Annotated in this window: 21 protein-coding genes; 10 read left to right on the top strand and 11 right to left on the bottom strand. The window is 41.6% G+C overall.

Annotated features, from left to right (window positions below; all coding sequences use genetic code 11):
• The first annotated feature begins 528 nt into the window (after positions 1-528).
• Together murC and murB are read left to right on the top strand one after the other, a co-directional pair.
• Positions 529-1995 carry a UDP-N-acetylmuramate--L-alanine ligase gene (gene murC, locus AB0756_RS31500; protein WP_038089682.1) on the top strand — a complete coding sequence of 489 codons (1467 nt, stop codon included), beginning with the start codon at positions 529-531 and terminating at the stop codon, positions 1993-1995.
• A gap of 158 nt (positions 1996-2153) precedes the next feature.
• Complete coding sequence (gene murB, locus AB0756_RS31505; RefSeq protein ID WP_038089684.1) at positions 2154-3152, top strand: UDP-N-acetylmuramate dehydrogenase; 999 nt, start codon at positions 2154-2156, stop codon at positions 3150-3152.
• Between the two features lie 295 nt (positions 3153-3447).
• On the opposite strand, the gene AB0756_RS31510 is transcribed toward murB, so the two are convergent.
• Both AB0756_RS31510 and AB0756_RS31515 read right to left on the bottom strand, forming a co-directional pair.
• Positions 3448-3924: a low molecular weight protein-tyrosine-phosphatase gene (locus tag AB0756_RS31510; RefSeq protein ID WP_038089705.1), complete on the bottom strand. Its 477-nt coding sequence runs from the start codon at positions 3922-3924 to the stop codon at positions 3448-3450.
• Positions 3925-4004: 80 nt separating this feature from the next.
• Positions 4005-4355, bottom strand: a complete 351-nt coding sequence (locus tag AB0756_RS31515; protein ID WP_038089687.1) for a YbaB/EbfC family nucleoid-associated protein — start codon at positions 4353-4355, stop codon at positions 4005-4007.
• Positions 4356-5093: 738 nt separating this feature from the next.
• Between AB0756_RS31515 and AB0756_RS31520 the strand changes: the two genes are divergently transcribed.
• Positions 5094-5777, top strand: coding sequence for a response regulator transcription factor (locus tag AB0756_RS31520; protein WP_038089690.1), 684 nt, complete (start codon positions 5094-5096; stop codon positions 5775-5777).
• A 34-nt stretch (positions 5778-5811) separates the two neighbouring features.
• Here AB0756_RS31520 and AB0756_RS31525 read toward each other — a convergent pair whose 3' ends face one another.
• The 4 genes from AB0756_RS31525 to AB0756_RS31540 all read right to left on the bottom strand — a co-directional run bounded on the left by AB0756_RS31525 (position 5812) and on the right by AB0756_RS31540 (position 8506).
• On the bottom strand, positions 5812-7176 hold the full coding sequence (locus AB0756_RS31525; RefSeq protein ID WP_038089693.1) for an AtzE family amidohydrolase: 1365 nt from the start codon (positions 7174-7176) through the stop codon (positions 5812-5814).
• Between the two features lie 9 nt (positions 7177-7185).
• Positions 7186-7800: a hypothetical protein gene (locus AB0756_RS31530; RefSeq protein WP_038089696.1), complete on the bottom strand. Its 615-nt coding sequence runs from the start codon at positions 7798-7800 to the stop codon at positions 7186-7188.
• A gap of 98 nt (positions 7801-7898) precedes the next feature.
• On the bottom strand, positions 7899-8090 hold the full coding sequence (locus AB0756_RS31535) for a DUF4089 domain-containing protein (protein WP_038089699.1): 192 nt from the start codon (positions 8088-8090) through the stop codon (positions 7899-7901).
• An 89-nt stretch (positions 8091-8179) separates the two neighbouring features.
• A complete protein-coding gene (locus AB0756_RS31540; protein WP_082051908.1) occupies positions 8180-8506 on the bottom strand; it encodes a DUF952 domain-containing protein in 327 nt (108 codons plus the stop codon).
• Positions 8507-8624: 118 nt separating this feature from the next.
• Here AB0756_RS31540 and AB0756_RS31545 point away from each other — a divergent pair, with 118 nt between their 5' ends.
• On the top strand, positions 8625-9836 hold the full coding sequence (locus AB0756_RS31545; RefSeq protein ID WP_038080764.1) for an RNA-guided endonuclease InsQ/TnpB family protein: 1212 nt from the start codon (positions 8625-8627) through the stop codon (positions 9834-9836).
• Between the two features lie 31 nt (positions 9837-9867).
• Here AB0756_RS31545 and AB0756_RS31550 read toward each other — a convergent pair whose 3' ends face one another.
• Positions 9868-11379, bottom strand: coding sequence for a thioredoxin-like domain-containing protein (locus tag AB0756_RS31550; protein ID WP_038085214.1), 1512 nt, complete (start codon positions 11377-11379; stop codon positions 9868-9870).
• Between the two features lie 139 nt (positions 11380-11518).
• Here AB0756_RS31550 and glsA point away from each other — a divergent pair, with 139 nt between their 5' ends.
• The 5 genes from glsA (at position 11519) to AB0756_RS31575 (ending at position 18193) form a co-directional block, all read left to right on the top strand.
• Complete coding sequence (gene glsA / locus AB0756_RS31555) at positions 11519-12436, top strand: glutaminase A (protein ID WP_038085216.1); 918 nt, start codon at positions 11519-11521, stop codon at positions 12434-12436.
• A gap of 418 nt (positions 12437-12854) precedes the next feature.
• The gene (locus tag AB0756_RS31560) at positions 12855-13130 is read left to right on the top strand and encodes a hypothetical protein (RefSeq protein ID WP_038085217.1); all 276 of its coding nucleotides are present in this window, start codon (positions 12855-12857) and stop codon (positions 13128-13130) included.
• Between the two features lie 253 nt (positions 13131-13383).
• Positions 13384-15162, top strand: coding sequence for an ATP-binding protein (locus AB0756_RS31565; RefSeq protein ID WP_038085218.1), 1779 nt, complete (start codon positions 13384-13386; stop codon positions 15160-15162).
• 14 nt (positions 15163-15176) lie between these two features.
• Complete coding sequence (locus AB0756_RS31570; protein WP_050046807.1) at positions 15177-17816, top strand: response regulator; 2640 nt, start codon at positions 15177-15179, stop codon at positions 17814-17816.
• Positions 17813-18193 carry a response regulator gene (locus AB0756_RS31575; RefSeq protein WP_038075152.1) on the top strand — a complete coding sequence of 127 codons (381 nt, stop codon included), beginning with the start codon at positions 17813-17815 and terminating at the stop codon, positions 18191-18193. The genes AB0756_RS31570 and AB0756_RS31575 overlap by 4 nt, the downstream gene beginning before the upstream one ends.
• Positions 18194-18293: 100 nt before the next feature.
• On the opposite strand, the gene modA is transcribed toward AB0756_RS31575, so the two are convergent.
• The 4 genes from modA to AB0756_RS40060 all read right to left on the bottom strand — a co-directional run bounded on the left by modA (position 18294) and on the right by AB0756_RS40060 (position 23334).
• Positions 18294-19073 (bottom strand): molybdate ABC transporter substrate-binding protein, encoded by a 780-nt coding sequence (modA, locus tag AB0756_RS31580; protein WP_038075150.1) that lies wholly within the window; start codon positions 19071-19073, stop codon positions 18294-18296.
• A 651-nt stretch (positions 19074-19724) separates the two neighbouring features.
• Positions 19725-20177, bottom strand: a complete 453-nt coding sequence (locus AB0756_RS31585) for a CAAD domain-containing protein (protein ID WP_038075147.1) — start codon at positions 20175-20177, stop codon at positions 19725-19727.
• A gap of 99 nt (positions 20178-20276) precedes the next feature.
• A complete protein-coding gene (locus AB0756_RS31590; RefSeq protein ID WP_038075144.1) occupies positions 20277-20747 on the bottom strand; it encodes a BON domain-containing protein in 471 nt (156 codons plus the stop codon).
• 85 nt (positions 20748-20832) lie between these two features.
• On the bottom strand, positions 20833-23334 hold the full coding sequence (locus tag AB0756_RS40060) for a general stress protein (RefSeq protein WP_456341415.1): 2502 nt from the start codon (positions 23332-23334) through the stop codon (positions 20833-20835).
• Between the two features lie 281 nt (positions 23335-23615).
• On the opposite strand from AB0756_RS40060, the gene AB0756_RS31600 reads away from it, so the two are divergent.
• Positions 23616-23846, top strand: coding sequence for a DUF1816 domain-containing protein (locus AB0756_RS31600; RefSeq protein ID WP_137986658.1), 231 nt, complete (start codon positions 23616-23618; stop codon positions 23844-23846).
• The last annotated feature ends 338 nt before the right edge of the window (positions 23847-24184 follow it).

Genomic DNA, 24184 nt, shown 5'->3' on the forward strand with positions numbered 1-24184 from the left:
ATAGCACCTGTCGTCTTTGCCCAAGTGGAGGAACTGGCTAACCCGAAAAGCAGAAGGTTCATCTTGTAATTTTTAATACGCAAAAAGCTCCTCTGTGTATCGGCTAAAACGATCTAAAGTCAAATGTATTTATTTATGGAGACAAATAATAAAGCGCGAACTTTATTAAATTCTTCAATTGAAACCAGGGGAAGCTTCTACCATCTGACAAGCAGACTTGTGCCTTCTTTACCAACAACCCCCTAATATAGCAAAATTCTGAAATCAAGGCAAAATTATGTATTTGGAATTACAATTAATTGTTTCCCGATTCACTAGAAATTTTAAGAATAAACATAATATCTGTTCAAACAGAGAAAAACTCACTATCAAGGGTAAAATCAATTTGAATCCGCAGGCGAAAAAGGGAATAATAAATTCCATAGGTGTGCAACATATATAAAGGTAGTATCGGTAAAAATATCATTCCTGTTATGATACGCGTGTCATTTAATATTATTGTGTGGTGTGGTGTAAGAGGAGAAAACAATGCAAAATTCAGTAGACTTTGGCGGTAGACCATTTCATTTCATTGGTGTGGGCGGCATAGGAATGTCCGCTTTGGCTCATGTTTTAGCCCAACGGAATTTACCAGTGTCAGGATCGGATCTTCGTCCAAATCATATTACTCGACGTTTGGAATCTATCGGTGCTCATATATTTGGCAAGCAAGAGGCAAGTAATCTTGAATTCTTTAAACCAGATTCTCCCCCTAAGGATAAGGAATCGGTATTAAATCCCCAAGAAATACTTAATAGCACTACAGAAAAACTACCTCAAGTTATATGTTCTACGGCAATTAACACAAACAATTTAGAATACAAAGCAGCTTTAGAATTAAATTGTCCTATTTTTCATCGCTCCGATGTATTGGCAGCATTAATTGCTGATTATCACAGCATTGCTGTAGCGGGAACCCACGGAAAAACTACAACCAGTAGCATGATTGGTTATATGCTACTTGAAGCAGGTTTAGATCCGACGATTTTAGTGGGTGGTGAAGTTGATGCCTGGTCAGGAAACGCCAGACTGGGGCAAAGTCGATATTTAGTAGCAGAAGCAGATGAATCGGATGGTTCTTTAGTTAAGCACGCTCCGGAAATAGGCATCATTACCAATATCGAATTAGACCATCCCGACCACTATGAAACGTTAGACGAAGTGGTAGAAATCTTCCAAACATTTGCTCGAGGTTGTACAACCCTAGTAGGGAGCATTGATTGCGAAACAGTGCGCGATCGCCTAAAGCCGACAATCAGTTATAGCTTATATTCCGATACAAACGCCGATTATACTGTTACCAACGTAGACTATCGCGCCGATGGGACAACCGCTTTGGTGTGGGAAAGAGGAAAAACCTTAGGCGTTTTAAATTTACGCTTGCTTAGCAAACACAATCTAAGCAATGCTCTAGCAGCCGTTGCCGTAGGTCGGCTATTGGGTTTAGAATTTGGAGAAATTGCCAAAGGGCTTTCCACTTTTGAAGGTGCAAGACGACGTTTTGAATTCCGAGGAGAAGCGAACGGCATTACTTTCATAGATGACTATGCCCATCACCCCAGTGAAATTCGTGCTACTCTTGCTGCGGCACGCCTTCAAGCAAGACCGGGACAAAGAGTAGTTGCTATCTTCCAACCCCATCGTTACAGCCGTACACTGACCTTTTTGGAGGAATTTGCCGAGTCGTTTAGTTATGCAGATCTAGTTGTCCTGACAGATATTTACAGTGCAGGGGAGCCCAATTTAGGGCAAATCAGTGGGGAAAAATTGGCTGATGAAGTTGCCAAGTACAATTCGCAGGTGACGTATCAACCAACATTAACTGCAGTCAGTGAGTACTTACTGCAAACACTGCGTCGTGGAGACTTGGCGCTGTTTTTGGGAGCAGGGAATCTCAATCAAATCATTCCCGATGTCATGGCAACACTTTGCCAACCAGCTCAAGCAACTTCCTAGAAGAAGAGCAAGGCGCATGCGGTCAGAGAGAATGAATTCCTTGCAAGGGATCGTTCTTTCACTCGCGTAGTGTCCGTCTCGCAATAGTTACGTTGCCTTCCTCTAGTGTCGTATTTTGACGACAGATCAACATCAATATTTACCTCATTGTAAAAGATATGACTATATCCCAGGCAGTTGCAAATGTCTGTAAAGTTCCTAACATTAATGACAGCAGACAGCTAAAGGCTAATTCCGTCGAAAGTCAGGAAATTTATTTACCAGGCACTGATTGCGTTATAAAATCTCAAGTTTCACTCGCAGGGTATACTTCTTACAGAGTAGGCGGTCCCGCCCAATGGTGTGTTGCGCCGCGTAACTTAGAAGCTTTACAAGCCAGTATTCAATACGCTCAAACACAAGAACTATCAGTCACAGTACTTGGAGCTGGGTCTAACTTGCTCATCAGTGATTGCGGTATACCCGGTCTGGTTATTGTAACGCGTCATTTGCGTCACAGCTATTTCGATCTAGAAACAGGTCGAGTCACTGTTGCAGCCGGAGAACCCCTTCCCGGTCTAGTGTGGGCAGCAGCAGCTCACGGATGGCAAGGCTTGGAGTGGGCTGTTGGCATACCGGGAACCGTTGGCGGTGCTGTTGTCATGAATGCAGGAGCACACAGCAGCTGTATCGCAGATATCTTATCCAGTGTCGAAGTTCTTCTCCCCGATGGAACTGTAGAAACACTGACTCGGGAACAGTTGGGTTACAGCTATCGGACATCTGTACTGCAAGGCAGCAAGAAAATCGTGACTCAAGCAACTTTCCAGCTACAGCCAGGAGCAGCCCCAGAACACGTTTTGGCAGCGACCAAACAGCACAAACAGCACAGACTAAATACTCAGCCATATCACTTGCCAAGCTGCGGTAGTGTTTTTCGCAATCCCAAACCCCATGCAGCAGGTTGGTTAATTGAGCAAAGCGGTCTAAAAGGCTACCAAATTGGTAAAGCACAAGTCGCACAACGTCATGCTAATTTTATCGTTAATTGTGGCGGAGCGAGTGCTTGGGATATTTTTAATGTCATCCGTCACGTTCAACAAGAAGTACAAGAGCGTTGGTCAATCTGTTTAGAGCCAGAAGTGAAGATGATAGGCGAATTTCAAGCGGCTTGTTAAATAGCGATCGCTGACACCCCTCGTTCTCAGGCAAAGCCTGGGAATGCCTTCGTTAAGGCTCCGCCTTGAAAATAAGGGCGTAGGGTGGGCAATGCCAACCAACATTCAACGGTGGGCATTGCCCTTTGTCTTGTTCGCGATCGAGTGACGATTTTTTCATCCCGACTGCCTCAGATCGCAGAAGGTGGGAGGTGGAAACTAGTAGCCTGCATCCCAAGCAGATCTGGCATTCCGGTGGCTCCACTATCGGAAAAATCGAACAAGTCCGCCGGGAAACGGGAGGACTAGCTAGTAGTTACTGCCTACTCGTCACTTCTTTTAACAGCCCTTCACAAGCATCAATCAGTATGTCAATCACTTGATTAAATCCCTCCGGACCACCATAGTAGGGATCGGGAACTTCTTTAAGAGTATGCCTAGAGCAAAAATCACATATCAAGTGGACTTTGTGGTGATACATACCAGTTCGGTCAAGAGAGAGGATATCCTCGTAATTTTCTCGATCCATAGCTAGGATCGTGTCAAAAATTTCAAAATCTGACTTTTGGAACTGACGCCCTCTACCCGTTAGTTTAATTTGTAGCTTTTGAAAAGCGGCAGCACTCATCCTAGCATCGGGAGGGCTGCCAATGTGATAGCTAGATGTACCAGCAGAGTCACAGATAATGCTTTCGCTTAACCCAGCCTGGTTAATGAAATGATTCATTATATTTTCTGCCGATGGTGAGCGACAGATATTTCCCAGGCAGACAAACAGCAGCTTGTAAGGCATAAATATTTTTTGTCCTTTGTCCATGGTCCTTTGTCATTAGAATACGACTAATGACAAATGACTTGTGACTTACGACAAAATTACTGGAACCCAGGAAGTTCTAGACCACTGGTGAGTTCTTCCATGCGTTCGCGCATTGTTGCCGTAGATTTGTAGTAAGCGTCCTTCATAGCCGCAGTAACGAGGTCGGAGAGTACATCTGCTCCTTCATTGATAGCGTTAGGAGAAATTTCCACTCGCTTGGGTTCTTGGTTACCACTGACAATAACCTTAACCAAACCTCCACCAGCTTCCCCCTGAATCTCCATTTGCTCTAATTCCTCTTGAAGCCGCTTTGCGCCTTCTTGAACCTGCTGTGCTTTTTTAAAAGCGTCAGCCAATTCTTTCATTTTGCCCAAGCCGAAACCAAATCCCTGTCCTTTTCCTGTCATAATCGATTATCCAAGTAAGCTTTGATTAACTAATTATAGATGTGGTAAGCAAAATACCTATTGTTAACTCACGAGTCATCCAGGTAGTACTGCTCAAAATATATTCTATGCTCAACAACCAATCTCTCGTACCTCAACTCCCCCAAGAATAAAATTACACAAACTCTTCAAGCATGAATCGAAACTTAGGTTGTTGATATGTTAAAATATACCCTATGCGAATTATTACCGTTAGCAAACAGCCAGGTTTTTTACGGCTGTTTGTAAAATTAAGAGACTCATGTAGTGTAAGATACGAGCAATATTCCCCTCTGAAGTGGATCTACCAAATTAAAACCAAAGATTCTTGATACAATTTACTGGAGTAGTAAAGTCTTACGTACAATTTTATCTATATTCTTTGATTTCAGCGAAAGTGTACTAGAGATTTATACTTAATTTTCCAGAGTTAATGGACTCGACCTAACTTGGCCTCTATTCGATAAAATATGTCTTAAAAGATGTGTCACCGGTGATACAGGAAAAGATGTAAGAATGTGCCAATGATTGTTAGTGTTCGTTTTAGTGCAAAACTAACTTAAAAATTTTAAGTTAGAACCAGTAGATTTACTATTGAGAAGTGATTCATTGAGAATCATGTCATAGTATGAAACATAGGAGTACTATTTTTATCTGTATTTATTGATAGTGCTTGAGCGAGCAAACTTATTGGTAAAAAATGCTAGGGGTGTACTGTCCATGCCCTTGAAGATCCTTGTAGTGGATGACGATCTGGGCACTCGTTTGTCTATCAGCGATTATCTTGAACTGTCTGGCTATTCAGTCATTACGGCAAATGACGGTCAAGAGGCTTTGGCGATGGTAGAACAATACCATCCCGATTTAATAGTCACTGATATTGTCATGCCACAAATGAACGGTTACGAACTAGTGAGGCGAGTTCGTCAGCAGCCTTCTTTCCGGTTGCTTCCTGTTATTCTGTTAACAGCACGAACAAAGACTCAAGAAAGAATCCTGGGCTACCAATCAGGATGCGATCTTTACTTGCCCAAGCCTTTTGAATTAGAAGAGTTAGCAGCAGCGATTCGCAATCTCTTAGAGCGATCGCAAATCATTCAATCTGAATACCGTTTTCCCCAGAGTGAAAATGTGGGAACTTCCGTTTCAACAAAACCTGTGGATGTTCACTACTCCCAAATTACACATATTCAAAAATCGCAAGTATTTTCGGAATTAACCTCAAGAGAACAGGAAGTTTTAGAGCTTTTAACTCACGGTCTTTCTAATGCTGAAATGGGACAACAACTACATCTCAGTCCTCGGACTGTAGAGAAGTACGTGAGCAGTTTATTGAGAAAAACAACAACAAGCAATCGCGCTGAGTTAGTCCGTTATGCCATTAAGCACGGGTTGGTAGAGTAACATTTTGTACCTATTGTCGCGATCTTCTATAAAATTACACGGATACAACTCCCATTGCCTCGAGTACAGCGGCTACCCGTAAAATCAATGCTTCATTATAGGGTGCAGCTATTAACTGTACGCCCAATGGTAAGGTATTTGGACGTTGGATTGGAACTGATAAAACAGGTAATCCAATAAAAGATAAGGGTTGAGTAAATAATCCTAAGTGAGGACGGACAAGAATTTCTTCTCCGTCTAATATCATAGTTTGCTGACCAATAAGAGGAGCAGAAATAGGTGTAGTAGGTGCAAGAATAACATCTACCTTTTGGAAGATTTCTTGTACTTTATCTCGATACCATCTCCTAAATCGCTGTGCTTGAATGTACCAGCTACTAGGTATTAATGCACCAGCAAGAAAGCGATCGCGTGTTGCGGGATCGAAATCTTGAGGGCGAGAGCGTAATTTTTCCAAATGTAAGTTCGCGCCCTCACAAGCTGTAATCACAAATGCTGCAGATCTAGCACGATGTGCTTCAGGTATTGTGATGTAATTCGTAACTCCTAAAGCATCAGCAACTCTTTGCACGGCTTCCAAAGCTTCCGGGCTTGCTCCTTTAGCAAAATATTCTCCTGCAATAGCAATTCTTAAACCCTCAATTCCGCGAAGGATTTGTGGGAAACACAGTTCGGGAGGACGCTTTGTACAAACTGGATCTCTCTCGTCTTCTCCCTGTAGCACGTCAAACGCCGTAGCAATATCGCGTACCGAACGAGCAAAAGGACCAATATGGTCTAAACTGCTAGAAAATAAAGCAACACCGGCGCGAGACAGCCTTCCATAAGTTGGTTTCAAACCAAAAACGCCGCACAACGCCGCAGGTACGCGGATAGAACCATTGGTATCAGAACCCAAAGTCAGAGGAACTAAGCCAGATGCGATCGCAGCAGCCGAACCACCCGATGAACCTCCAGCCACCCGCGTGCGATCGTGGGGATTGCGAGTAGCGCCATAATGTGCATTTTCAGTGACAAACCCATAAGCGTACTCATCCATATTCAAAGCACCTACCAGAACAGCACCCGCTTGTTTAAGCTTGAAGACTGCGGTTGCATCTTGTGTTGCAGGAAAATTTTCAGCATTAATTTTTGCGCCTGCTAGCGTTGTGACTCCAGCAATATCAAACAGATTTTTCACAGCGAAAGGGACACCAGCCAAAGAACCCATTTGATGACCGAGAGCAACTTCTCTATCAATTCGTTCTGCATCTGTCAAAGCCGTATCAGCCATCACAGCAGTAAAACAATTGAGTTCGCCATCTCGTTCTACAATTTTTGCTAAAGCTGATTTAACAACTTCCACCGCCCCGATCTGACCGCGTTTGACAGCAGTTGCTATAGCCACAGCATCATTCATAGGCAAAATTTATATAAGCGCTCGTTTGGTTTTTTGAGTCAGTGCAGTCTGCATGGTTTTTGTTAATTGCAGTAACGTTATCACCAGACCGACCTCTACAGCAGAGGAAAGAAATGACACCCAAGGTGAAACTGGTCGTTGAGGATTACTGAGCATTATACGAGCTAAAGCATTAGAAGCGATCGTGAAAACATAAAACAGTGGTATGCACGAGCGTAAGCGCTCGCTCAAACTTCTTAAATCGCCACCTTCAGGTAGTAGACGGTCAGCAAAGGTAGATAGCGTGTTCCAAATTCCCCAAAGACTATAGATGGGAATAATAAATCGAGCAATGGCTCCCCAGGGTGTAATTGGGTATTCTGGAAATACATCTTTAAGATCGGCATGAAAACGGTGTAACCAAATTAGAAAAACCAAAGACGAACTTAAAATAACAAGAAATGCCACCATTGCTTGCAAACCATCAAGCATCACAACTAATTTATAAAGAGATGGTATTGCGATTTCGACTATAGAAAACACTAGAGCAACAAAGCTAAATCCCAGACGAAACTTTAGCAAAAGCACCAACAGTTTACCTGCACCCGTTGAATGAGAGGAAGCAGAAATTTTCCAATTCTCCATGACATTGTTCCCACTGCACGATCCCTCCTTATCTTAACCGTACTAGTAAGAATGAGAACACAGTGTATTTCCTTAACTGTCAATAGTGACAACTGTTGCTAGCCTGGTTGAAACTCTGTAGAAGCTTCTAGTTCATCCGGTAAGGGAAACTCATTGACAACTTGAGCGATCGCCATAATTCTCTCAAAATTGTCTACGACTCCATCGCGATACTCATCCTTAAGTTTTAAATCTAACAGAGATACCATTAAATCTACGTAGGCTTCTACCTCAAAGTCCTTCCCTTCCATATTTCTCCTATCGCAGTCGTAAATGAGTTACAAACACCTCTTCCTTGTCCCCCTGACCAGCTCGTAAAGAAAATTCCTCCTAATTCCTCCTACTCTTTAAAAAAACCATCCTCACCTGGCTGAAAGTCAATCACCTGTGTCACAGCATCAACATTCAAAGCCCCATAAATGTGAGGAAATTGTTCGCCTTCCTCAACGCCTTCATAACGAATTTCCGAGCTAACTTTATTAGACTCAATGAAAAGAAGTACCAATCCCTGTTGATTGTAGAAAAAAGTATTTGCGACTTTTATCACTTGTTTTGGTTGAGAACAGTGAATAAAGCCCTCAGAATCAAGAGTATCTCCGCGATAAACTCCATCACGTTTTGCTTGTTCCCACTGTTCTTTTTGAGTAATATGTAAAATGATGCTCATAGTCATTCTTAAAAAAAGTTAGGAGAGAAATTTACCAAGAGAATGGGTCTAAAGCCTCGCCCTTCTAGGGCGACTTTATTTGTGTTATAATATTTTGCGTAGAAGTTTTCCACGGAAAATGATTGTTTTAGAATTCAAAGCCAAAGGGAAAACGACTCAATATACTGCCATTGATGAGGCGATTAGGACGGCTCAATTTGTTCGCAATAAGAGTATCCGTTTTTGGATGGATAATCGAGGCGTGGGACAAAAACAAATGTATCGCCTTAGTAAGTCATTGAGAAGCGAATTCCCGTTTGTAAAAGCTTTGAATTCTAGTGCTTGCCAAGCTTCTATTGAACGGGCTTATAGTTCTATTGCTCGTTTTTACGACAACTGCAAAAAGTCTGTTCCGGGTAAAAAGGGATATCCAAAGTTCAAGAAAAATTCTCGCTCAGTGGAGTATAAAACCTCTGGGTGGTCACTTTCCGAGACTAGGAAACAAATAACCTTCACCGACAAAAAAGGTATTGGTACGCTCAAGCTGAAAGGAACATGGGATTTAAACTTCTACCAATTAGAACAGGTAAAACGAGTTAGATTAGTTCGTCGTGCTGATGGGTATTATGTTCAATTTCTGATTAGTGTAGACAACAAATTAGAAACACAACCCACAGGGAAAACCATTGGTTTGGATGTAGGACTTAAAGAATTCTATACCGACAGCAATGGACATAGTGAACCTAACCCAAGGTTTTATCGCACAGGAGAGAAACGTCTAAAATTTAGACAAAAGCGCGTTTCTCGTAAAAAGAAAGGCTCTGCCAACCGTAAGAAAGCTATTAATAAATTAGGGCGAGTACACCTCAAAATAAGTAGGCAACGTGAAGAACACGCCAAGAGACTGGCGCGTTGCGTAATCCAATCTCACGACTTGGTATCCTATGAAGATTTGAGGATTAAAAATTTAGTGAAAAATCACTGTCTCGCTAAATCTATTAATGATGCTGGTTGGTATAAATTCAGAAAATGGTTGGAGTATTTTGGGGTGAAGTTTGGCAGGATAACTGTTGCGGTTAACCCCGCCTACACTTCTCAAGAATGCTTCAGTTGTGGCGCAATAGTCAAAAAATCTCTATCTACAAGAACCCATGTTTGCGAATGCGGCTTTGTAATAGATAGAGACTCGAATGCCGCTATCAATATTCTGAAATTAGCCTTGAGTACCGTAGGGCATACGGGAACTTGGATCTACTATCCGAACGCTTCAGGAGATTCGACCTCTACTCATACTGGAGAAATCCTGTATCAGCAAGTTGGGTCTGTGATTGAAGAATCTTCGCCCTTATAGGGCGGAGAGTGTCAACACCCTCATGACTGACTCAATTTGGAATGCACAAATTTGGAGAACACAGACTTGGGAATTGCACTGTTGTGACCGTAAAAGTATTTAAATCGACACGACGAATAGTGTGATTGTTTGTATCAGCAATATATAATTCAGAACCTATAACACTCAATCCTGAAGGTTCGGAAAAACGAGTATTTTTACCTTGACCGTCCAGCAAACCCGCAATACCATCTCCAAGAACAGTTTGACAATTACCGCTTTGAGGATTGACAAGTTTAATCTTGTGGTTGTAGGTGTCGGCTACCCACAAAAAATTTTGGGCATATTCGACTCCCAAACAGTGCTGCAACCTGACATCAAAACCCTGTCCGTCAACATCACCAAAACCGAACAAATCACCACTACCGCAAACAGTTCTGACTGTTAAAGGTTCAACCAGTCCCGCAGCGCGAATCGTACTTCCCTCACTGTCAGCAACGTATAAGTCTCGTCCATCTGTCGTGATTCCGCTGGGTTGGGCAAAGGTAGACTCGGTTAGAGTACCATCAACACAAGCTTCCGCACCAGTACCAGCATAAGTTCTCACAATACCAGTTGCCAAATTCATTTCCCAAATTTGATGAGAACCAGCCATAGCAATAAATAAGCTGTTTCCAACTTTTTGCAGATCCCAAGGAGAATTCAATGCTGTTTCTGTTGCAACCCCACTGTGAGGACGAATATTGCGGCTTTGTTGACCTGTTCCAGCGATGGTTTCTACAATCTGGTGTTTGAGATCGACTCTTCTAATTACGTGATTTTCCGTATCAGCAACGTATAAAAGTTGCTTGTCGTCATCAAATGCCATTCCTTGAGGCGCAGAAAACTGACATTCATTGAAAGAACCGTTGGTTAATCCTGGTTGTCCGATGCCAATTGTATGTAATATTTGCCCGTTGATACGACTTATCACAAGACGATGATGCCCCGAATCAGCAATAAATAAAACATCATTAGTAGCCAGAACTTTACCGGGAAAGGCTAGGGGCGTCACAAGTGGTTGGCGCTGTTTTTCTAAAGTGAGGCTGAGTTCTTGAAAATTCATCGTGCCTTTTTCTTGATGTTGGAGAATTAACTTTTGTATGAGTTCATCTAAAACATCACGATTGCCTTCACCAGATACAGAGCCAATAACGTAACCTTCTGGATCGATCGCGATTAATGTTGGCCAAGCACGCACGGCATACTCTTGCCAAACCTTAAAACCGCTGTCCACTAAAACGGGATGTTCAATATCGTAACGTAAAATGGCTTGACGGATGTTTTCGCTTTCCTTCTCATTGTTAAATTTAGCACTATGTATGCCAATAACTGTCAAGCTATCTTTATATTTTTGTTCTAGATATTTTAGATCTGGTAGGATGTGCAGGCAGTTGATACAACAGTATGTCCAAAAGTCTAGAAGAATAACTCTCCCCCTCAGTTCTTTAAGAGACAATGGTTTTTCCGCATTCAGCCAAGGTTGATTTTGAGGGAGTTCGGGTGCTCTAACACGGGGCATCATCTGAAGTATAAAGTATGAAGGATGAAGTATAAAGTAGATCTTAAACTCAATTCATGCTACACCTATTTTTTATACTTTACCCTTTTTAACTGATGGGGAGTTTGAGCGGCTATAAGTCCCGCATTATAACTGATGTTACATGAGAGGATTGGAAACTTTAACCACTACCGAGTTGTCCGCTTGGGTACAGCAGGCTAGAACCTTTGCACGTAAAGGAAAAGTCATCGATCGCATTCCACAATTGGCATTGGCTGATGCCAATTTGTTTGCAGTTTGCGTTCTTTGTGCAAAAGGGTCAGTTTATAGCGAGGGTGAGACTTCTTGTATTTTCCCCCTCATGAGCGCAGTTAAGCCATTTTCACTGCTGTATTTGCTACAACATTTAGGAACAGAAACTGTTTTTCAGTGGGTTGGGGTTGAACCATCTGATGTTGCTTTTAATTCTTTAGAGCAACTGGTCAAAGATCGTGGAAGACCTCGCAATCCAATGATTAATAGTGGAGCAATTACCCTTGCTGATAAGTTACCAGGAAAGAGCGCTAGCGATCGCAGCCAACATTTGTGTCAGTGGTTGAATCAGCGAGCTGGGTGTCAACTTGAGTTAGACGAGGTCATGCTGGCTTCCGTGCGTTTGGTAAATTCTCAAGTCAATCGAGATATTGCCCGTTATCTTGCTCAAGCAGGGTATCTTGAGGATATAGAAAAAGCGATTGACACTTACGAGCAAATATGCTGTTTGTCGGGGACGGTAGAAGATTTAGCCCGTCTGGGTTTACTTCTAGCGTGTGAAAATGGACGAGTTGCAACCCAGTATCGCCGTTATGTGAATGCACTGATGCTCACCTGCGGATTGTATGAAGCTTCTCCTCAATATGCTTTACAGATCGGTTTACCTATAAAATCCGGGGTCGGTGGCGCACTATTAGCTGTGGTACCGGGTCGCGGGGCGATCGCTTGCTACAGCCCTGCGTTAGACAATGCAGGTAACCCTGTTGCGGCACTTGCTTTTGTTGAAGCTATATCCCAAGACTTGGGGCTGAGCATTTTTGGAAATTAGCGCCCATTAATGACCTTTAGAGAATGTTTTCATTTGAACAGTCAAGTTTAAGTTGAGTCTGAACCCTGAGTAAATTAAAGTTTTCTACAGCTTGCTTTACAAAACTTTATAATATGTCCCATTATGCGCGTACCTCAGTGGGTACCTTTAAGGACACGAAGGGCGAACCCGAAGGGACGAGCCTCAGTAATATAGCAGTCCTAAATGATTGACAAACACCTCTTCCTTATCCTCCTTATCTCCCTTGTTTAGATCTCAGATAGGATTGCGAGATTGCTGGCTGAGGACTTCCATAAAAGATTCATTTATATTAAAGTAAAAAATATCACTAAATTTACTAATCTGTATCAGTGTTTCTGGCAGAAGAATAACAAAGTGGGGTGTATCTGCCAGCAAACAAAAGATAGAGGTTAAAAAGATGGACTTGATTATCGTTCCTTTTCTCGTTGGCTTCTTCCTGTTAGCGTATAATTCATTTTTAGAACAAAATAAAGATAAAGACGCATTTACCAAGCTGTTTACCTTTGTCATATTTGTATTTGTTGCAACAGGGCTGACAGAAACTTATCAAGCTAGCGCTTCAAAACGAATGCAAGACGCTAACAAAAACAACGCCACAACTCAACAAATAGACACAAGATGCAGCAATGAGCAACCAGTTATCAGCGATTGGCGCGGTGACAGCGAGCGGTAACTCGAAAGATTGACACTCACCGTCCAAGAGCGGGCGGCAAGTGTCAATTTTTAGAAAAAATTGAGCAAATTATACTTACTTAACAATTGAGATGTTACTTAAGCTATTTTCTATGGGAACTATAGATTTGACCTAATAGAGGCAGAATGAGGTACATCTTGCTGTTGCTTTCGGCATGAGCACAAGCTATTCCGTACATTCAGCATTGCCTCTGTTTTGGATGGCAATGTCGAGTTGATGGTGCCGAAATGAGATGAACCATATCAATTTCAGAAAGCTAGTTACCCAAAAAGAAGTTATCGACATACTCACTAACCTTGTTAATGAGATGAATTCTTCTTTCTGTATAGAAGATACAGGTGGTAAGTTAATATTCGGTACAGACGACAAAGAATCAGTTCAAAAACATCCTGTAAAGCTTTTAGACGAAATTGTTGGCTGGGTTATTGGCAGTAAGAAGGCAGAAACCGTTGCCTTTTTACTGTCGTACCTGGTGCAACAGCAGTATGAAAAGAAATTACTAGCTCATGAACTGTTAGATAAGTATCAGGAAATCGACTTATTTCATGATATTTTTACACAAATCAGCGCTAGTTTAAATCCTAAAGAAGTTGCTCAACTGGTTCTTGAAGAAGCGAGAAAATTAATTCAATTTACAACTTCTGCGATTCTCTTACTCAATAACAATACAAATCGATTAGATATTCTCTGGGAAGACGTTCAGAACGTTTGTTTTGAAAATCCTTTGATAAAAGCTCAAGAAATTATTGACACAATTATAAAATCCGGTCAGGGTGAGATTGTTAATGATGTGTTCTCAGATCCAAGGTTTGTCGATCGCCAAGTTAACTTCCATTCTTTTATGTGCGTGCCCTTGATAACAGAGAAGCAGGTGATTGGAGCGATCGTGCTTCTTAGTGAAACTCCTACTACTTACTCCACTCAAGACTTAAAACTGTTAACTATACTGGCATTGCAAACAGCAGTTGCTATTGAGAAAGCTGTGCTTTACGAACAAAATTGTAATGCACTTCACGTCGCTCAGGAGCAAACCCAGCAACTCCAACGAACTCTCTACGAACTACAGCAAACACAATCACAGCTTATTCAAAGTGAAAAAATGTCTAGCTTGGGTCAATTAGTTGCTGGTGTTGCTCATGAAATTAACAACCCAGTTAACTATGTTGTTGGTAACCTCAAATATGCACAAAAGTATACTCAAGACCTTCTTAAGGTATTGCATCTTTACCAACAAAATTATCCCCAACCAGTTTCTGAAATTAAAGATTTTATTCAAGATTTAGATTTGGAATTTCTCAAACAAGATTTTACAAATCTCTTGTCCTCCATGCATTTGGGAATTGAACGTATCCGTCAATTAGCACTATCATTACGAAATTTTTCTCGATTGGAGCGAGAAGAAATGAAACCTGTCGATCTTCATGAAGGAATAGATAACACGCTGTTGATTCTTCAGAGTCGCCTTAAACCAAATGAAAGACATCGGGGCATAGAAATTATCAAAAAATTTGGCAATCTTCCACTTGTTGATGGTTATGCAAATCAGTTAAACCAGGTGTTTATGAATTTGATTGCTAATGCAATTGATGCTATTGAGGGGCAAGAAAAACCAGGAATTATTAATATTTATACTGAATTGATAGCAAAAAATAATTTTCAGCAATTCATCCAAGAAAATTTTCAATTAAAAGACTTAATCAAAAATTATAATTCAGAATCTGAACTTCCCATATGTCCCAGTGTTGTTGTTGTCATCAGTGATAATGGCATGGGTATGGATGAAACTGTTCGATCGCATTTATTTGAGCCGTTCTTTACAACTAAAGCAACAAGTAAGGGAACGGGATTGGGATTATCTATTAGCCATCAAATTATTGAAAAGCATGGTGGAAGACTGCAATGTGTTTCCCAAGCGGGAAAAGGAACGGCTTTCTGGATTGAAATTCCCATACAGCAAACAACGCTGAAATCTTTAGAAACCAGTATGACGGTGCTTCAAAAAACTTACTAGGAAAAATTGCAAACATGACGAATACCATCAACTCAAATCAAATGTATTATCAACATAGCGATCGCTCCAACCGCTTTAAATACCAGTTGAATATTCGCGATCGCTTAAGGTTGTTGTTTTGCAGTCTGGTTGTGATTAATTTGGTAGCTGTTGGTATTGGGGGTATAGGTTTAAATCGCGTTCGTAATAGTAGCCCGTTAATTAATACTATAGGTTCCAAACGGATGCTGACTTACAAGTTGGCTTATTTGGCAAATCTTCGTGCTGGAAAAACTAAACCAGGGGAGCGTGTCGCTATTGATGTTAGCATCAAGGATGACATTCAGCAGTTTGAAACATCGCTCTCTGCCATACATCAAGGCTCAAACAAACTGGGATTAAATGCGGTGTCCGATCCAAAAGTGCTGGCTCAAGTGGAAAAAATTGAAGATACTTGGCAAATTTACCGCCAAAAAATAGAAAATTATTTGACGGCTTCTCCCCAACAACAAACAGAATATCTCGAACAAATTAATAATTTGACCAGTTTCTTAACAAATTTGATGGATGTGACTGCGAGAAGCGTGGAGACACAGACTGCTGAAACTGCCATTCAAAGTCAAAACTTACTTTTCATGGCTTTAGTGCTGAGCTTGCTATCAATACCGATATCATTCATAGTGGTTTCTCAAATTATTCGCGCTCTGACTCAGGTAACTGTAACTGCTTCCCATATGGCAAACGGCGAGTTACGGATCAAAGCTAAAGTCACTTCTGGAGATGAAGTAGGCGTGCTTGCTTCTACACTGAACACAATGGCTGAACAAATTGACGGCTTGTTGCAAGGACTCAAAATCCACGGTCAGGAGCTTGAAAATGCTCTCATTTATTTGAGTACTATCATTGATAACCTGGTAGATGGTCTTTTAGTGACGGACATTGAGGGTAAAATTAAGCGGTACAACCCAGCATTAGTGGCAATGTTTGGATTGGAAAACACGGATTTAACAAATCGAGACACTCAGGCTTTAGCAAATTCCAAAATTGTTGAACTTGTAGAACAAACACGGAAAAGATTGGGAGAGGTTTTCACGGCGGAACTTGAATTTACAGGTGGACGTATCGGTCACGCTGTGGCAAGAGCAATTGTTAAAGATGGTGGAAACACAGGTAGTAATTCGCTGGGTTCGATTATTTTGATTCGAGATATTACTGCTGAGAAAGAAGTGGATCGAATGAAGACGGATTTTATCTCCACGGTATCCCACGAACTGCGAACACCCCTCACTTCAGTCTTGGGATTTGCCTCAATTATTCAAGAGAAGTTAGAGGATCTTGCCCCAGAGATCGATCCCGAACACCGCAAAGCTCAACGCACTCTCAAACAAGTACAAACAAATATCAATATTATTGTGTCGGAGGCGGAACGACTGACCACGTTAATCAATGACGTTTTAGATGTCGCCAAGATGGAAGCTGGCAAAGTGGAATGGTATATGAACCCACTTTATATCGGAGATGTTATCGAGCGAGCCATAGCAGCCACGTCTTCTCTACTGGAAATGAAAGGATTGAAGTTACGCAAGTTGATTGACACCGACCTACCTCTTATTATTGGGGACAGCGATCGCCTGATTCAAGTCATGATTAACCTTATTTCCAATGCTGTCAAGTTCACCGAGCAGGGTCATATTACCTGTCAGGCAAATATCCATAATGGCGAGATGCTCTTAAGCGTGACCGATACGGGTATTGGCATTGCTACAGATGACCAGCCTAAGGTGTTTGAAAGATTTAAGCAAGTTGGAAACACTCTGACAGACAAACCCAAAGGTACGGGTTTGGGGTTACCTATCTGCAAACAAATCATAGAACATCATGGGGGTCGCATTTGGGTTGAGAGCGAGCAAGGCTCGGGTAGCACGTTTTTCTTTACTTTACCGCTTATGGATAATAATCTGGAGGCAGACAAACTCTCTATTAATACTTTAATTAAGCAATTAAAAGAGCACGTAGTGACGGCTACACCCAATTTGCTAGAAAAGTTCAAAACAATTCTTGTAGTTGATGATGACGCTCACATTCGCGAATTGCTCAGACAGGAATTGGAAACTGAAGGCTATAAAGTTCGAGAAGCTAAAGATGGGATGGATGCGATCGCACAAGTTAAAATAGCTCAGCCAGATCTCATTCTTTTAGACGTAATGATGCCTCAAATTAACGGTTTTGAGGTAGCAGCCGTACTCAAACACAACCCACAAACAACAGGTATTCCAATTATTATTCTGTCAATCATTGAAGATAAGGAAAGAGGATATCGTTTGGGCATAGACCGTTATTTAACTAAACCGATTAATAAAGAAGAATTGCTCAAAGATATCGGTGTACTGCTGTCACAAGGAGTTTCTCAAAAGAAAGTTTTAATCGTAGATACCAATACTTCTACTTTACAAACATTATCTAATGTATTGCAGGCACAAGGTTACAATGTTGTAGAAGCTTATGACAGTCAAGAATGTATTGAAAAGGCATTAGCAATTCAGCCCGATATGATTATAGTAGACTCATATTTTCAGGAGCAGCACAATTTAGTGAAAACACTGCGTTTTGAAAAGGGAATGGAAAATGTCTTTTTTATTGTACTTACAGATAACCAAACCAAGGAAACATTATGACTAAAAAAGTCCTGATAGTTGATGATGAACCCAATATTTTAATCCTGATGGAACAAGCATTGGAGAGTTTAGAAGATGAAGGAGTAGAGTTACTCACAGCGAAAAATGGAGAAGAAGCATTGGAACTGATTAAGACAGAAAAACCATTACTCGTGTTTATGGATGTGATGATGCCAAAAATGAATGGATTGGAGGTTTGCGATGCTGTTAAACACGAGCTAGGACTGCAAGATGTGTATATCATTCTATTAACTGCCAAAGGACAAGAGTTTGATAAGCAAAAAGGAAGTGATGTCGGTGCAGATTTGTATATGACAAAGCCTTTTCGCCCTAAAAATGTTTTAGAAACTTCTAGAAATGTACTTGGTTTTTCCTAAAACAGTTCATCAGAAATGGTGACTGGGAACTAAGAAATAAATTGCCAATCGCCAACGAGAGCTTTTTCAGATATTTTGATATACGAATGTTTGATGTAAGTTATTTAATCTTTATAAATCCAAATTCTTCAAAAATAGATATTGCTCGCTTGCTTTTAAGAAAACGAATAAATTCACGAGATTCAGCAATATGCTTGCTATTTTTTACAACTGCAACTGTAGATATAACTGGAACATGGGAACCCACAGGCGACATCGCCAAAATTTTCACCTTTTTAGAGCGTTTAGCTTCAGTTAAAAAGGTAATTCCAACATCTGCATGACCTGTTTCAACATACTTAAGAATTTGCTGTACGTCTCGATCTTCAAAAATAAATTTAGATTTCGCTTGGTCGTAAATTTTTAAATTATCAAGAATTTGTTTGGCATAAATACCTGCATCAATATTTTCTGTTCCTAACGCAACTTTTTTAACTTGACTGTTCAGTATATCCGTAAAATTGGAGATTCCGAATAATTTATTTAATGAAATCAATACTATCTCATTTTCTATAAAATTTAGTCGAGAATCTTCTAATATCAAACCTTTGCTCTGCAATTCGTTCATTGGTTTTGCAGAAGCTGGAAGATACACATCAACAGGTGCTCCAAGTTCAATTTGTTTTTTCAGAACACCACCACCTGTAATATTATAATTCACAAGAATATTTGGGTTTTCGTTTGTGTACAATCTACCAACCTCTACCATGGCATCTCTAAATACAGCAGCCGCAGAAACAGTCAAAGCAACTGGTTTGTTCTGAGCTTTGTTACAACTATTTAAACCAAAAGATAAAAGAGTACTAGAGCTAGTCAAAATCAGGAATTTTCGTCTTTCCATAAAGTTAGCTTGGTTCTTTCAGCACTAGATAATCTCAACATCACTGTTAAGAGGATGTTTTCAAAGTTGGCGATTGAAATCGCCGCTATACAAATAAAGTCCGCCTACGCGGACTTTGTTTGCATAGCCTCAAAATAGAATTTTGAAGGCAATTGGCACTCTTTGGTATGTTCCCGGTAAACTTTACAAACATCCTCTAAGATCGTCTTACTTTTTATTGTTCCCAAATTTAGCCGATCTCTAACAAAATGTGAGTTCGATGAACTCAAAACAGACTTTACCCCAAATCCCTCTTCTAGGAGGAGTGGGGTTTTAAAAGTGCGATCGCGCACGTTGCTCCTCCCCTGCTTTAGGAGAGGAAGCTTGTGAGAAATCCGGGAGTCGAACTCACGTTAACAATGCGTCAAAAATTAGGGTTATAGCAGTTTTCACCTAAATGAACCACACCATATTTAAGGGCGCAATGCCTTGCGCCCCTACTACTGTGGTCTATTTATCTGAAAATGGCTGTAACATTGCCAACCCTACAGCAAAAAACCAATAACAAAACGGTCAAGCAAAACATTCCCATTCTGCTTGACCAATAGCATTCAACTAAGCACTCATGGCAAAAAACAAGTTCTGAAATTTATTTTTCCAGTTATTCAAAAACTATGAATCTTGAGTTCCTAAAATGTCATTTTTGATAGATTGTATTTGTGCTACTAACTCTTGACGGGTTGCTTTTGTAAGAAGATAGCGAAAGACAAACCAAGTTGTATAACTAATTCCAATTAATTCAAAAATTGGATATAGTAAGGGAATATCATTAATAGCATCAAGTATTGCTAAAAATACTCGACCTGTAACAATTGCAGAAGCAATTAAAACAAGAGTAATGATTAATTGCCTGTATTGATTAAAAACTTTACCTATGTTATCTGGTAAATCAGCTAAAACTTGTGAGACTTGTTCGCCGATTTGCTGCCATTTGTCTTGAGATTTATTAGCAGGTGGTAATAATGGCTGATTTGGTTTAGTACCTTCAATTGCTGCTACAGGCGTGGATGAGGTTGTATCTGGAACATCATCAAAAGGTTGCAGTTGTTGTGCGTTAGCGTCCATATTCTTCCTCTATCTAAGTTACTACCGCTACGATAAGTCAAAAGTCAAAATAAATATTTTATCTGCAATATTTTTTGACTTTTGACTTCCCACAACTTGCTAGCTTGCAGGCTTAGCTACTTTTGCTTTATTAACTACAGTTGTAACACCTTTAATTTGCTTGGCTAAAGGCTCAATCTTGTTAAGTTGCTCTTGATTTGTAACAGTTCCCGCAACTGTAACTGTTCCGTTATCCTCAGCTGCAACAGTCAACTGACCGTTAGGAATGTTAGCTTCTAACTTAGAGCGAACTTCACTTTCTAGATCGTCTTCAGAGCGGCTTGCGGCTTTGCCATCATTCAAGGCATTATTGCGTTCTTCACGAGCCTTAATGTCAGCATTAAGCTGGTCTCTACGAACTTGACTTTGAGCATCCTTAAGAGCTGCTTCGGTTGCTTCTGGCGCTGGTGCTTGCGCTGCTTCGTTTGTATTGTTAGGTGCTTCTGAACTGCTCTTGGAAACATCGGGACTGCAAGCAGCTGCACCAAAAACTAAAAGAGAACCAAATACGAAGGGAATTAGCTTTTTCATTTTGAATCAATCCTTTATTAATAGTTAGTGGTTAGGTGTCAGGTGTTAGTAGTTATTAAGAATTAACCACTAACACCCAACGCTCTTATACTTTTTCGTTCCGATGGTCAACAATGATGACAGCAGGATCGTCTTTGTCGTACCCTACTCCATGTTCGGTGGAAGTTGTATTTACAACGGGCGCATCATGATGAATGCTTCTGTCAGAATCGTGGCGATGCACGCCAGTTGTATCAGCCGCATCAAAGGTATCAAACTCTTGAATTCCATGACGTTTGAGAATGGCTTCCGCACGACGGACTTCATCATCTGTACCATCGACAATGATCAGATAGTCGCCCCTGTTCAAGCGGTCGTTGTAGACTTTGGCGCGATTCTCAGGAATTCCCAGACCCACAAGCCCGCCTGTGACTCCACCAGCTGCGGCTCCAATTCCCGCACCAGCTGCGGTGGTAGCCAATGCTGTTGCAACTGCACCACCTGCAATCACGGGTCCAATTCCAGGAATCGCTAACGCACCAAGACCTACCAGCAAGCCGCCCAGACCGCCTAAAGCTCCACCTGTCACAGCCCCTGCTTTTGCACCCTCGTCAGCCTTGTTACCTCTGCCAACAGCTGTGTCGGTTAAATTTGTGTTGTGATTTCCGTCTTTAGCTATCAGTGAAATCTGACTGAGGGGAAAACCAGCATCCCGCAATTCCGTGAGTGCGACTTCTGCATCTCGGCGATTGGGGAAGACACCAATTGCTCTTCTTCTTCTGTGTGTATGTGGTGCTGCACCCACTACAGGATGAATATCTCTGTCAGAATCGTGGCGATGCACGCCAGTTGTATCAGCCGCATCAAAGGTATCAAACTCTTGAATTCCATGACGTTTGAGAATGGCTTCCGCACGACGGACTTCATCATCTGTACCATCGACAATGATCAGATAGTCGCCCCTGTTCAAGCGGTCGTTGTAGACTTTGGCGCGATTCTCAGGAATTCCCAGACCCACAAGCCCGCCTGTGACTCCACCAGCTGCGGCTCCAATTCCCGCACCAGCTGCGGTGGTAGCCAATGCTGTTGCAACTGCACCACCTGCAATCACGGGTCCAATTCCAGGAATCGCTAACGCACCAAGACCTACCAGCAAGCCGCCCAGACCGCCTAAAGCTCCACCTGTCACAGCCCCTGCTTTTGCACCCTCGTCAGCCTTGTTACCTCTGCCAACAGCTGTGTCGGTTAAATTTGTGTTGTGATTTCCGTCTTTAGCTATCAGTGAAATCTGACTGAGGGGAAAACCAGCATCCCGCAATTCCGTGAGTGCGACTTCTGCATCTCGGCGATTGGGGAAGACACCAATTGCTCTTCTTCTTCTGTGTGTATGTGGTGCTGCACCCACTACAGGATGAATATCTCTGTCAGAATCGTGGCGATGCACGCCAGTTGTATCAGCCGCATCAAAGGTATCAAACTCTTGAATTCCATGACGTTTGAGAATGGCTTCCGCACGACGGACTTCATCATCTGTACCATCGACAATGATCAGATAGTCGCCCCTGTTCAAGCGGTCGTTGTAGACTTTGGCGCGATTCTCAGGAATTCCCAGACCCACAAGCCCGCCTGTGACTCCACCAGCTGCGGCTCCAATTCCCGCACCAGCTGCGGTGGTAGCCAATGCTGTTGCAACTGCACCACCTGCAATCACGGGTCCAATTCCAGGAATCGCTAACGCACCAAGACCTACCAGCAAGCCGCCCAGACCGCCTAAAGCTCCACCTGTCACAGCCCCTGCTTTTGCACCCTCGTCAGCCTTGTTACCTCTGCCAACAGCTGTGTCGGTTAAATTTGTGTTGTGATTTCCGTCTTTAGCTATCAGTGAAATCTGACTGAGGGGAAAACCAGCATCCCGCAATTCCGTGAGTGCGACTTCTGCATCTCGGCGATTGGGGAAGACACCAATTGCTCTTCTTCTTCTATGTGTATGTGGTGTTGCATTCGGGACTGCACCCACTACACCTGGGGTAGCAGCCACGGGGGTCGCTGTTCCTTGCTTGTGTTCGGGGCGATCGTAAACAGCAAATTCTTGTACTCCCCCACGGGTCAAAATATCTCTTGCTCTGGCAATTTCAGCGTCAGTACCATCTATAATAACGAGGTAATCTCCCCTCTCCAGTCTCTCGTTGTAGACTCTAGCCCGTTCTTCAGGAATACCCAAGCCAATTAATGCACCAACTACGCCACCCGTTGCTGCACCAATTCCAGCACCCGCTAAAGTTGTTGCTAGCGCGGTTGCTGTTGCTCCAGCAAGCATAATTGGACCGATTCCCGGAATCGCTAAAGTTCCCAAGCCAACTAACAATCCTGTTAATCCGCCTAAAACTCCTCCAGAAACTGCTCCTGCTGTAGCACCCTCGTCTGCTTTATTGCCAACGTTTTCCCGGACTTCGGCACCCGCAATTTCATCTTTGCGATCGGCATCTCGCTTAATAACAGATACCCTGTCCATTGGAAAGCCAGAACTTCTCAATTCTTGTAAGGCATTTTCCACATCTCGACGGTGTGGAAATACGCCTACAGCACGTCTATGTATACCTACAGCCATGCCCTCTTACCTCAATAAGAAACAACTTTAATCGGCCTATTTTTTAATGCTATTAATTATATTTCTACAGATTTTTCTTACATTTCCATCAATCCCTTGGAATAAATTATCTATCTATCAGGAGTATTAGCTTTATCCCTTTATACAAGGTATTAAGAAAAGTAAACAAAATGAGAAGTGTTTTTTCTTTGTATATAGAGATTGCGATCGTAGAAATAGATCTGAGCAAAAAAATAGTATAAAAGATGTGTAATCTTAAAAAAGTACTTTTGTTATACAGTATGCAAAAAAGTCCTGAAGATTGGTGGGTGGAAATTATGACAACTAAGCCGCGATGTATCTATTATTTTGGACCCTTTTTAAATCGTGAAGAGGCTGTTATCGCTTACTCTGGATATGTTGAAGATTTAACCGATGAGGGCGCACAAGGACTTGTTGTCGTTATTAAACGCTGTGCGCCTGAAGTTTTGACAATATGTGATGAAGATGAGGATGAAAAAGATATTAATTAAATCCGTTGGCAAAATCAAAGTTAACTAGTTAGGATTATCTTTTTTCTTTTTGAAGAATTTCTAGTGTGTTTATATTGCGTAATATACTGTTTATTATGCTACCTATTTGATTGAAAAAAGGCAGGGGTTAGAAAAAAAGAAAATTTTTTCACCCATTCTGTTACAGATAGTTCATAATGGCTTCTGAAGAGAATAGCAAAGTGTATTTCTTGAGAAGCCCTATCTTTATTTATCGCCATATCCTTTAAGAATTGTATCAGTTAGAAGTACAATCGTTATATTTTCACGACTCTCCATTTCCTCTTTTTAAGTAGCCCTTATCAACTGCAGACACTAAA

It is taken from the genome of Tolypothrix campylonemoides VB511288_2, assembly GCF_045999855.1.
Lineage (GTDB): Bacteria > Cyanobacteriota > Cyanobacteriia > Cyanobacteriales > Nostocaceae > Scytonema > Scytonema bouteillei_A.

Excerpts from the sequence above, each read along its gene's own strand:
- glsA (WP_038085216.1), top strand. The coding sequence starts at position 11,519 with ATGAGAGGATTGGAAACTTTAACCACTACCGAGTTGTCCGCTTGGGTA.
- AB0756_RS31510 (WP_038089705.1), bottom strand. The coding sequence starts at position 3,924 with ATGCCTTACAAGCTGCTGTTTGTCTGCCTGGGAAATATCTGTCGCTCA.
- AB0756_RS31570 (WP_050046807.1), top strand. The coding sequence starts at position 15,177 with ATGACGAATACCATCAACTCAAATCAAATGTATTATCAACATAGCGAT.
- murC (WP_038089682.1), top strand. The coding sequence starts at position 529 with ATGCAAAATTCAGTAGACTTTGGCGGTAGACCATTTCATTTCATTGGT.
- AB0756_RS31520 (WP_038089690.1), top strand. The coding sequence starts at position 5,094 with ATGCCCTTGAAGATCCTTGTAGTGGATGACGATCTGGGCACTCGTTTG.
- AB0756_RS31550 (WP_038085214.1), bottom strand. The coding sequence starts at position 11,379 with ATGATGCCCCGTGTTAGAGCACCCGAACTCCCTCAAAATCAACCTTGG.
- AB0756_RS31585 (WP_038075147.1), bottom strand. The coding sequence starts at position 20,177 with ATGGACGCTAACGCACAACAACTGCAACCTTTTGATGATGTTCCAGAT.
- murB (WP_038089684.1), top strand. The coding sequence starts at position 2,154 with ATGACTATATCCCAGGCAGTTGCAAATGTCTGTAAAGTTCCTAACATT.
- AB0756_RS31525 (WP_038089693.1), bottom strand. The coding sequence starts at position 7,176 with ATGAATGATGCTGTGGCTATAGCAACTGCTGTCAAACGCGGTCAGATC.
- AB0756_RS31540 (WP_082051908.1), bottom strand. The coding sequence starts at position 8,506 with ATGAGCATCATTTTACATATTACTCAAAAAGAACAGTGGGAACAAGCA.
- AB0756_RS31515 (WP_038089687.1), bottom strand. The coding sequence starts at position 4,355 with ATGACAGGAAAAGGACAGGGATTTGGTTTCGGCTTGGGCAAAATGAAA.
- AB0756_RS31575 (WP_038075152.1), top strand. The coding sequence starts at position 17,813 with ATGACTAAAAAAGTCCTGATAGTTGATGATGAACCCAATATTTTAATC.
- AB0756_RS31535 (WP_038089699.1), bottom strand. The coding sequence starts at position 8,090 with ATGGAAGGGAAGGACTTTGAGGTAGAAGCCTACGTAGATTTAATGGTA.
- AB0756_RS31600 (WP_137986658.1), top strand. The coding sequence starts at position 23,616 with ATGCAAAAAAGTCCTGAAGATTGGTGGGTGGAAATTATGACAACTAAG.
- modA (WP_038075150.1), bottom strand. The coding sequence starts at position 19,073 with ATGGAAAGACGAAAATTCCTGATTTTGACTAGCTCTAGTACTCTTTTA.
- AB0756_RS31565 (WP_038085218.1), top strand. The coding sequence starts at position 13,384 with ATGAACCATATCAATTTCAGAAAGCTAGTTACCCAAAAAGAAGTTATC.
- AB0756_RS31545 (WP_038080764.1), top strand. The coding sequence starts at position 8,625 with ATGATTGTTTTAGAATTCAAAGCCAAAGGGAAAACGACTCAATATACT.
- AB0756_RS31590 (WP_038075144.1), bottom strand. The coding sequence starts at position 20,747 with ATGAAAAAGCTAATTCCCTTCGTATTTGGTTCTCTTTTAGTTTTTGGT.
- AB0756_RS31560 (WP_038085217.1), top strand. The coding sequence starts at position 12,855 with ATGGACTTGATTATCGTTCCTTTTCTCGTTGGCTTCTTCCTGTTAGCG.
- AB0756_RS31530 (WP_038089696.1), bottom strand. The coding sequence starts at position 7,800 with ATGGAGAATTGGAAAATTTCTGCTTCCTCTCATTCAACGGGTGCAGGT.
- AB0756_RS40060 (WP_456341415.1), bottom strand. The coding sequence starts at position 23,334 with ATGGCTGTAGGTATACATAGACGTGCTGTAGGCGTATTTCCACACCGT.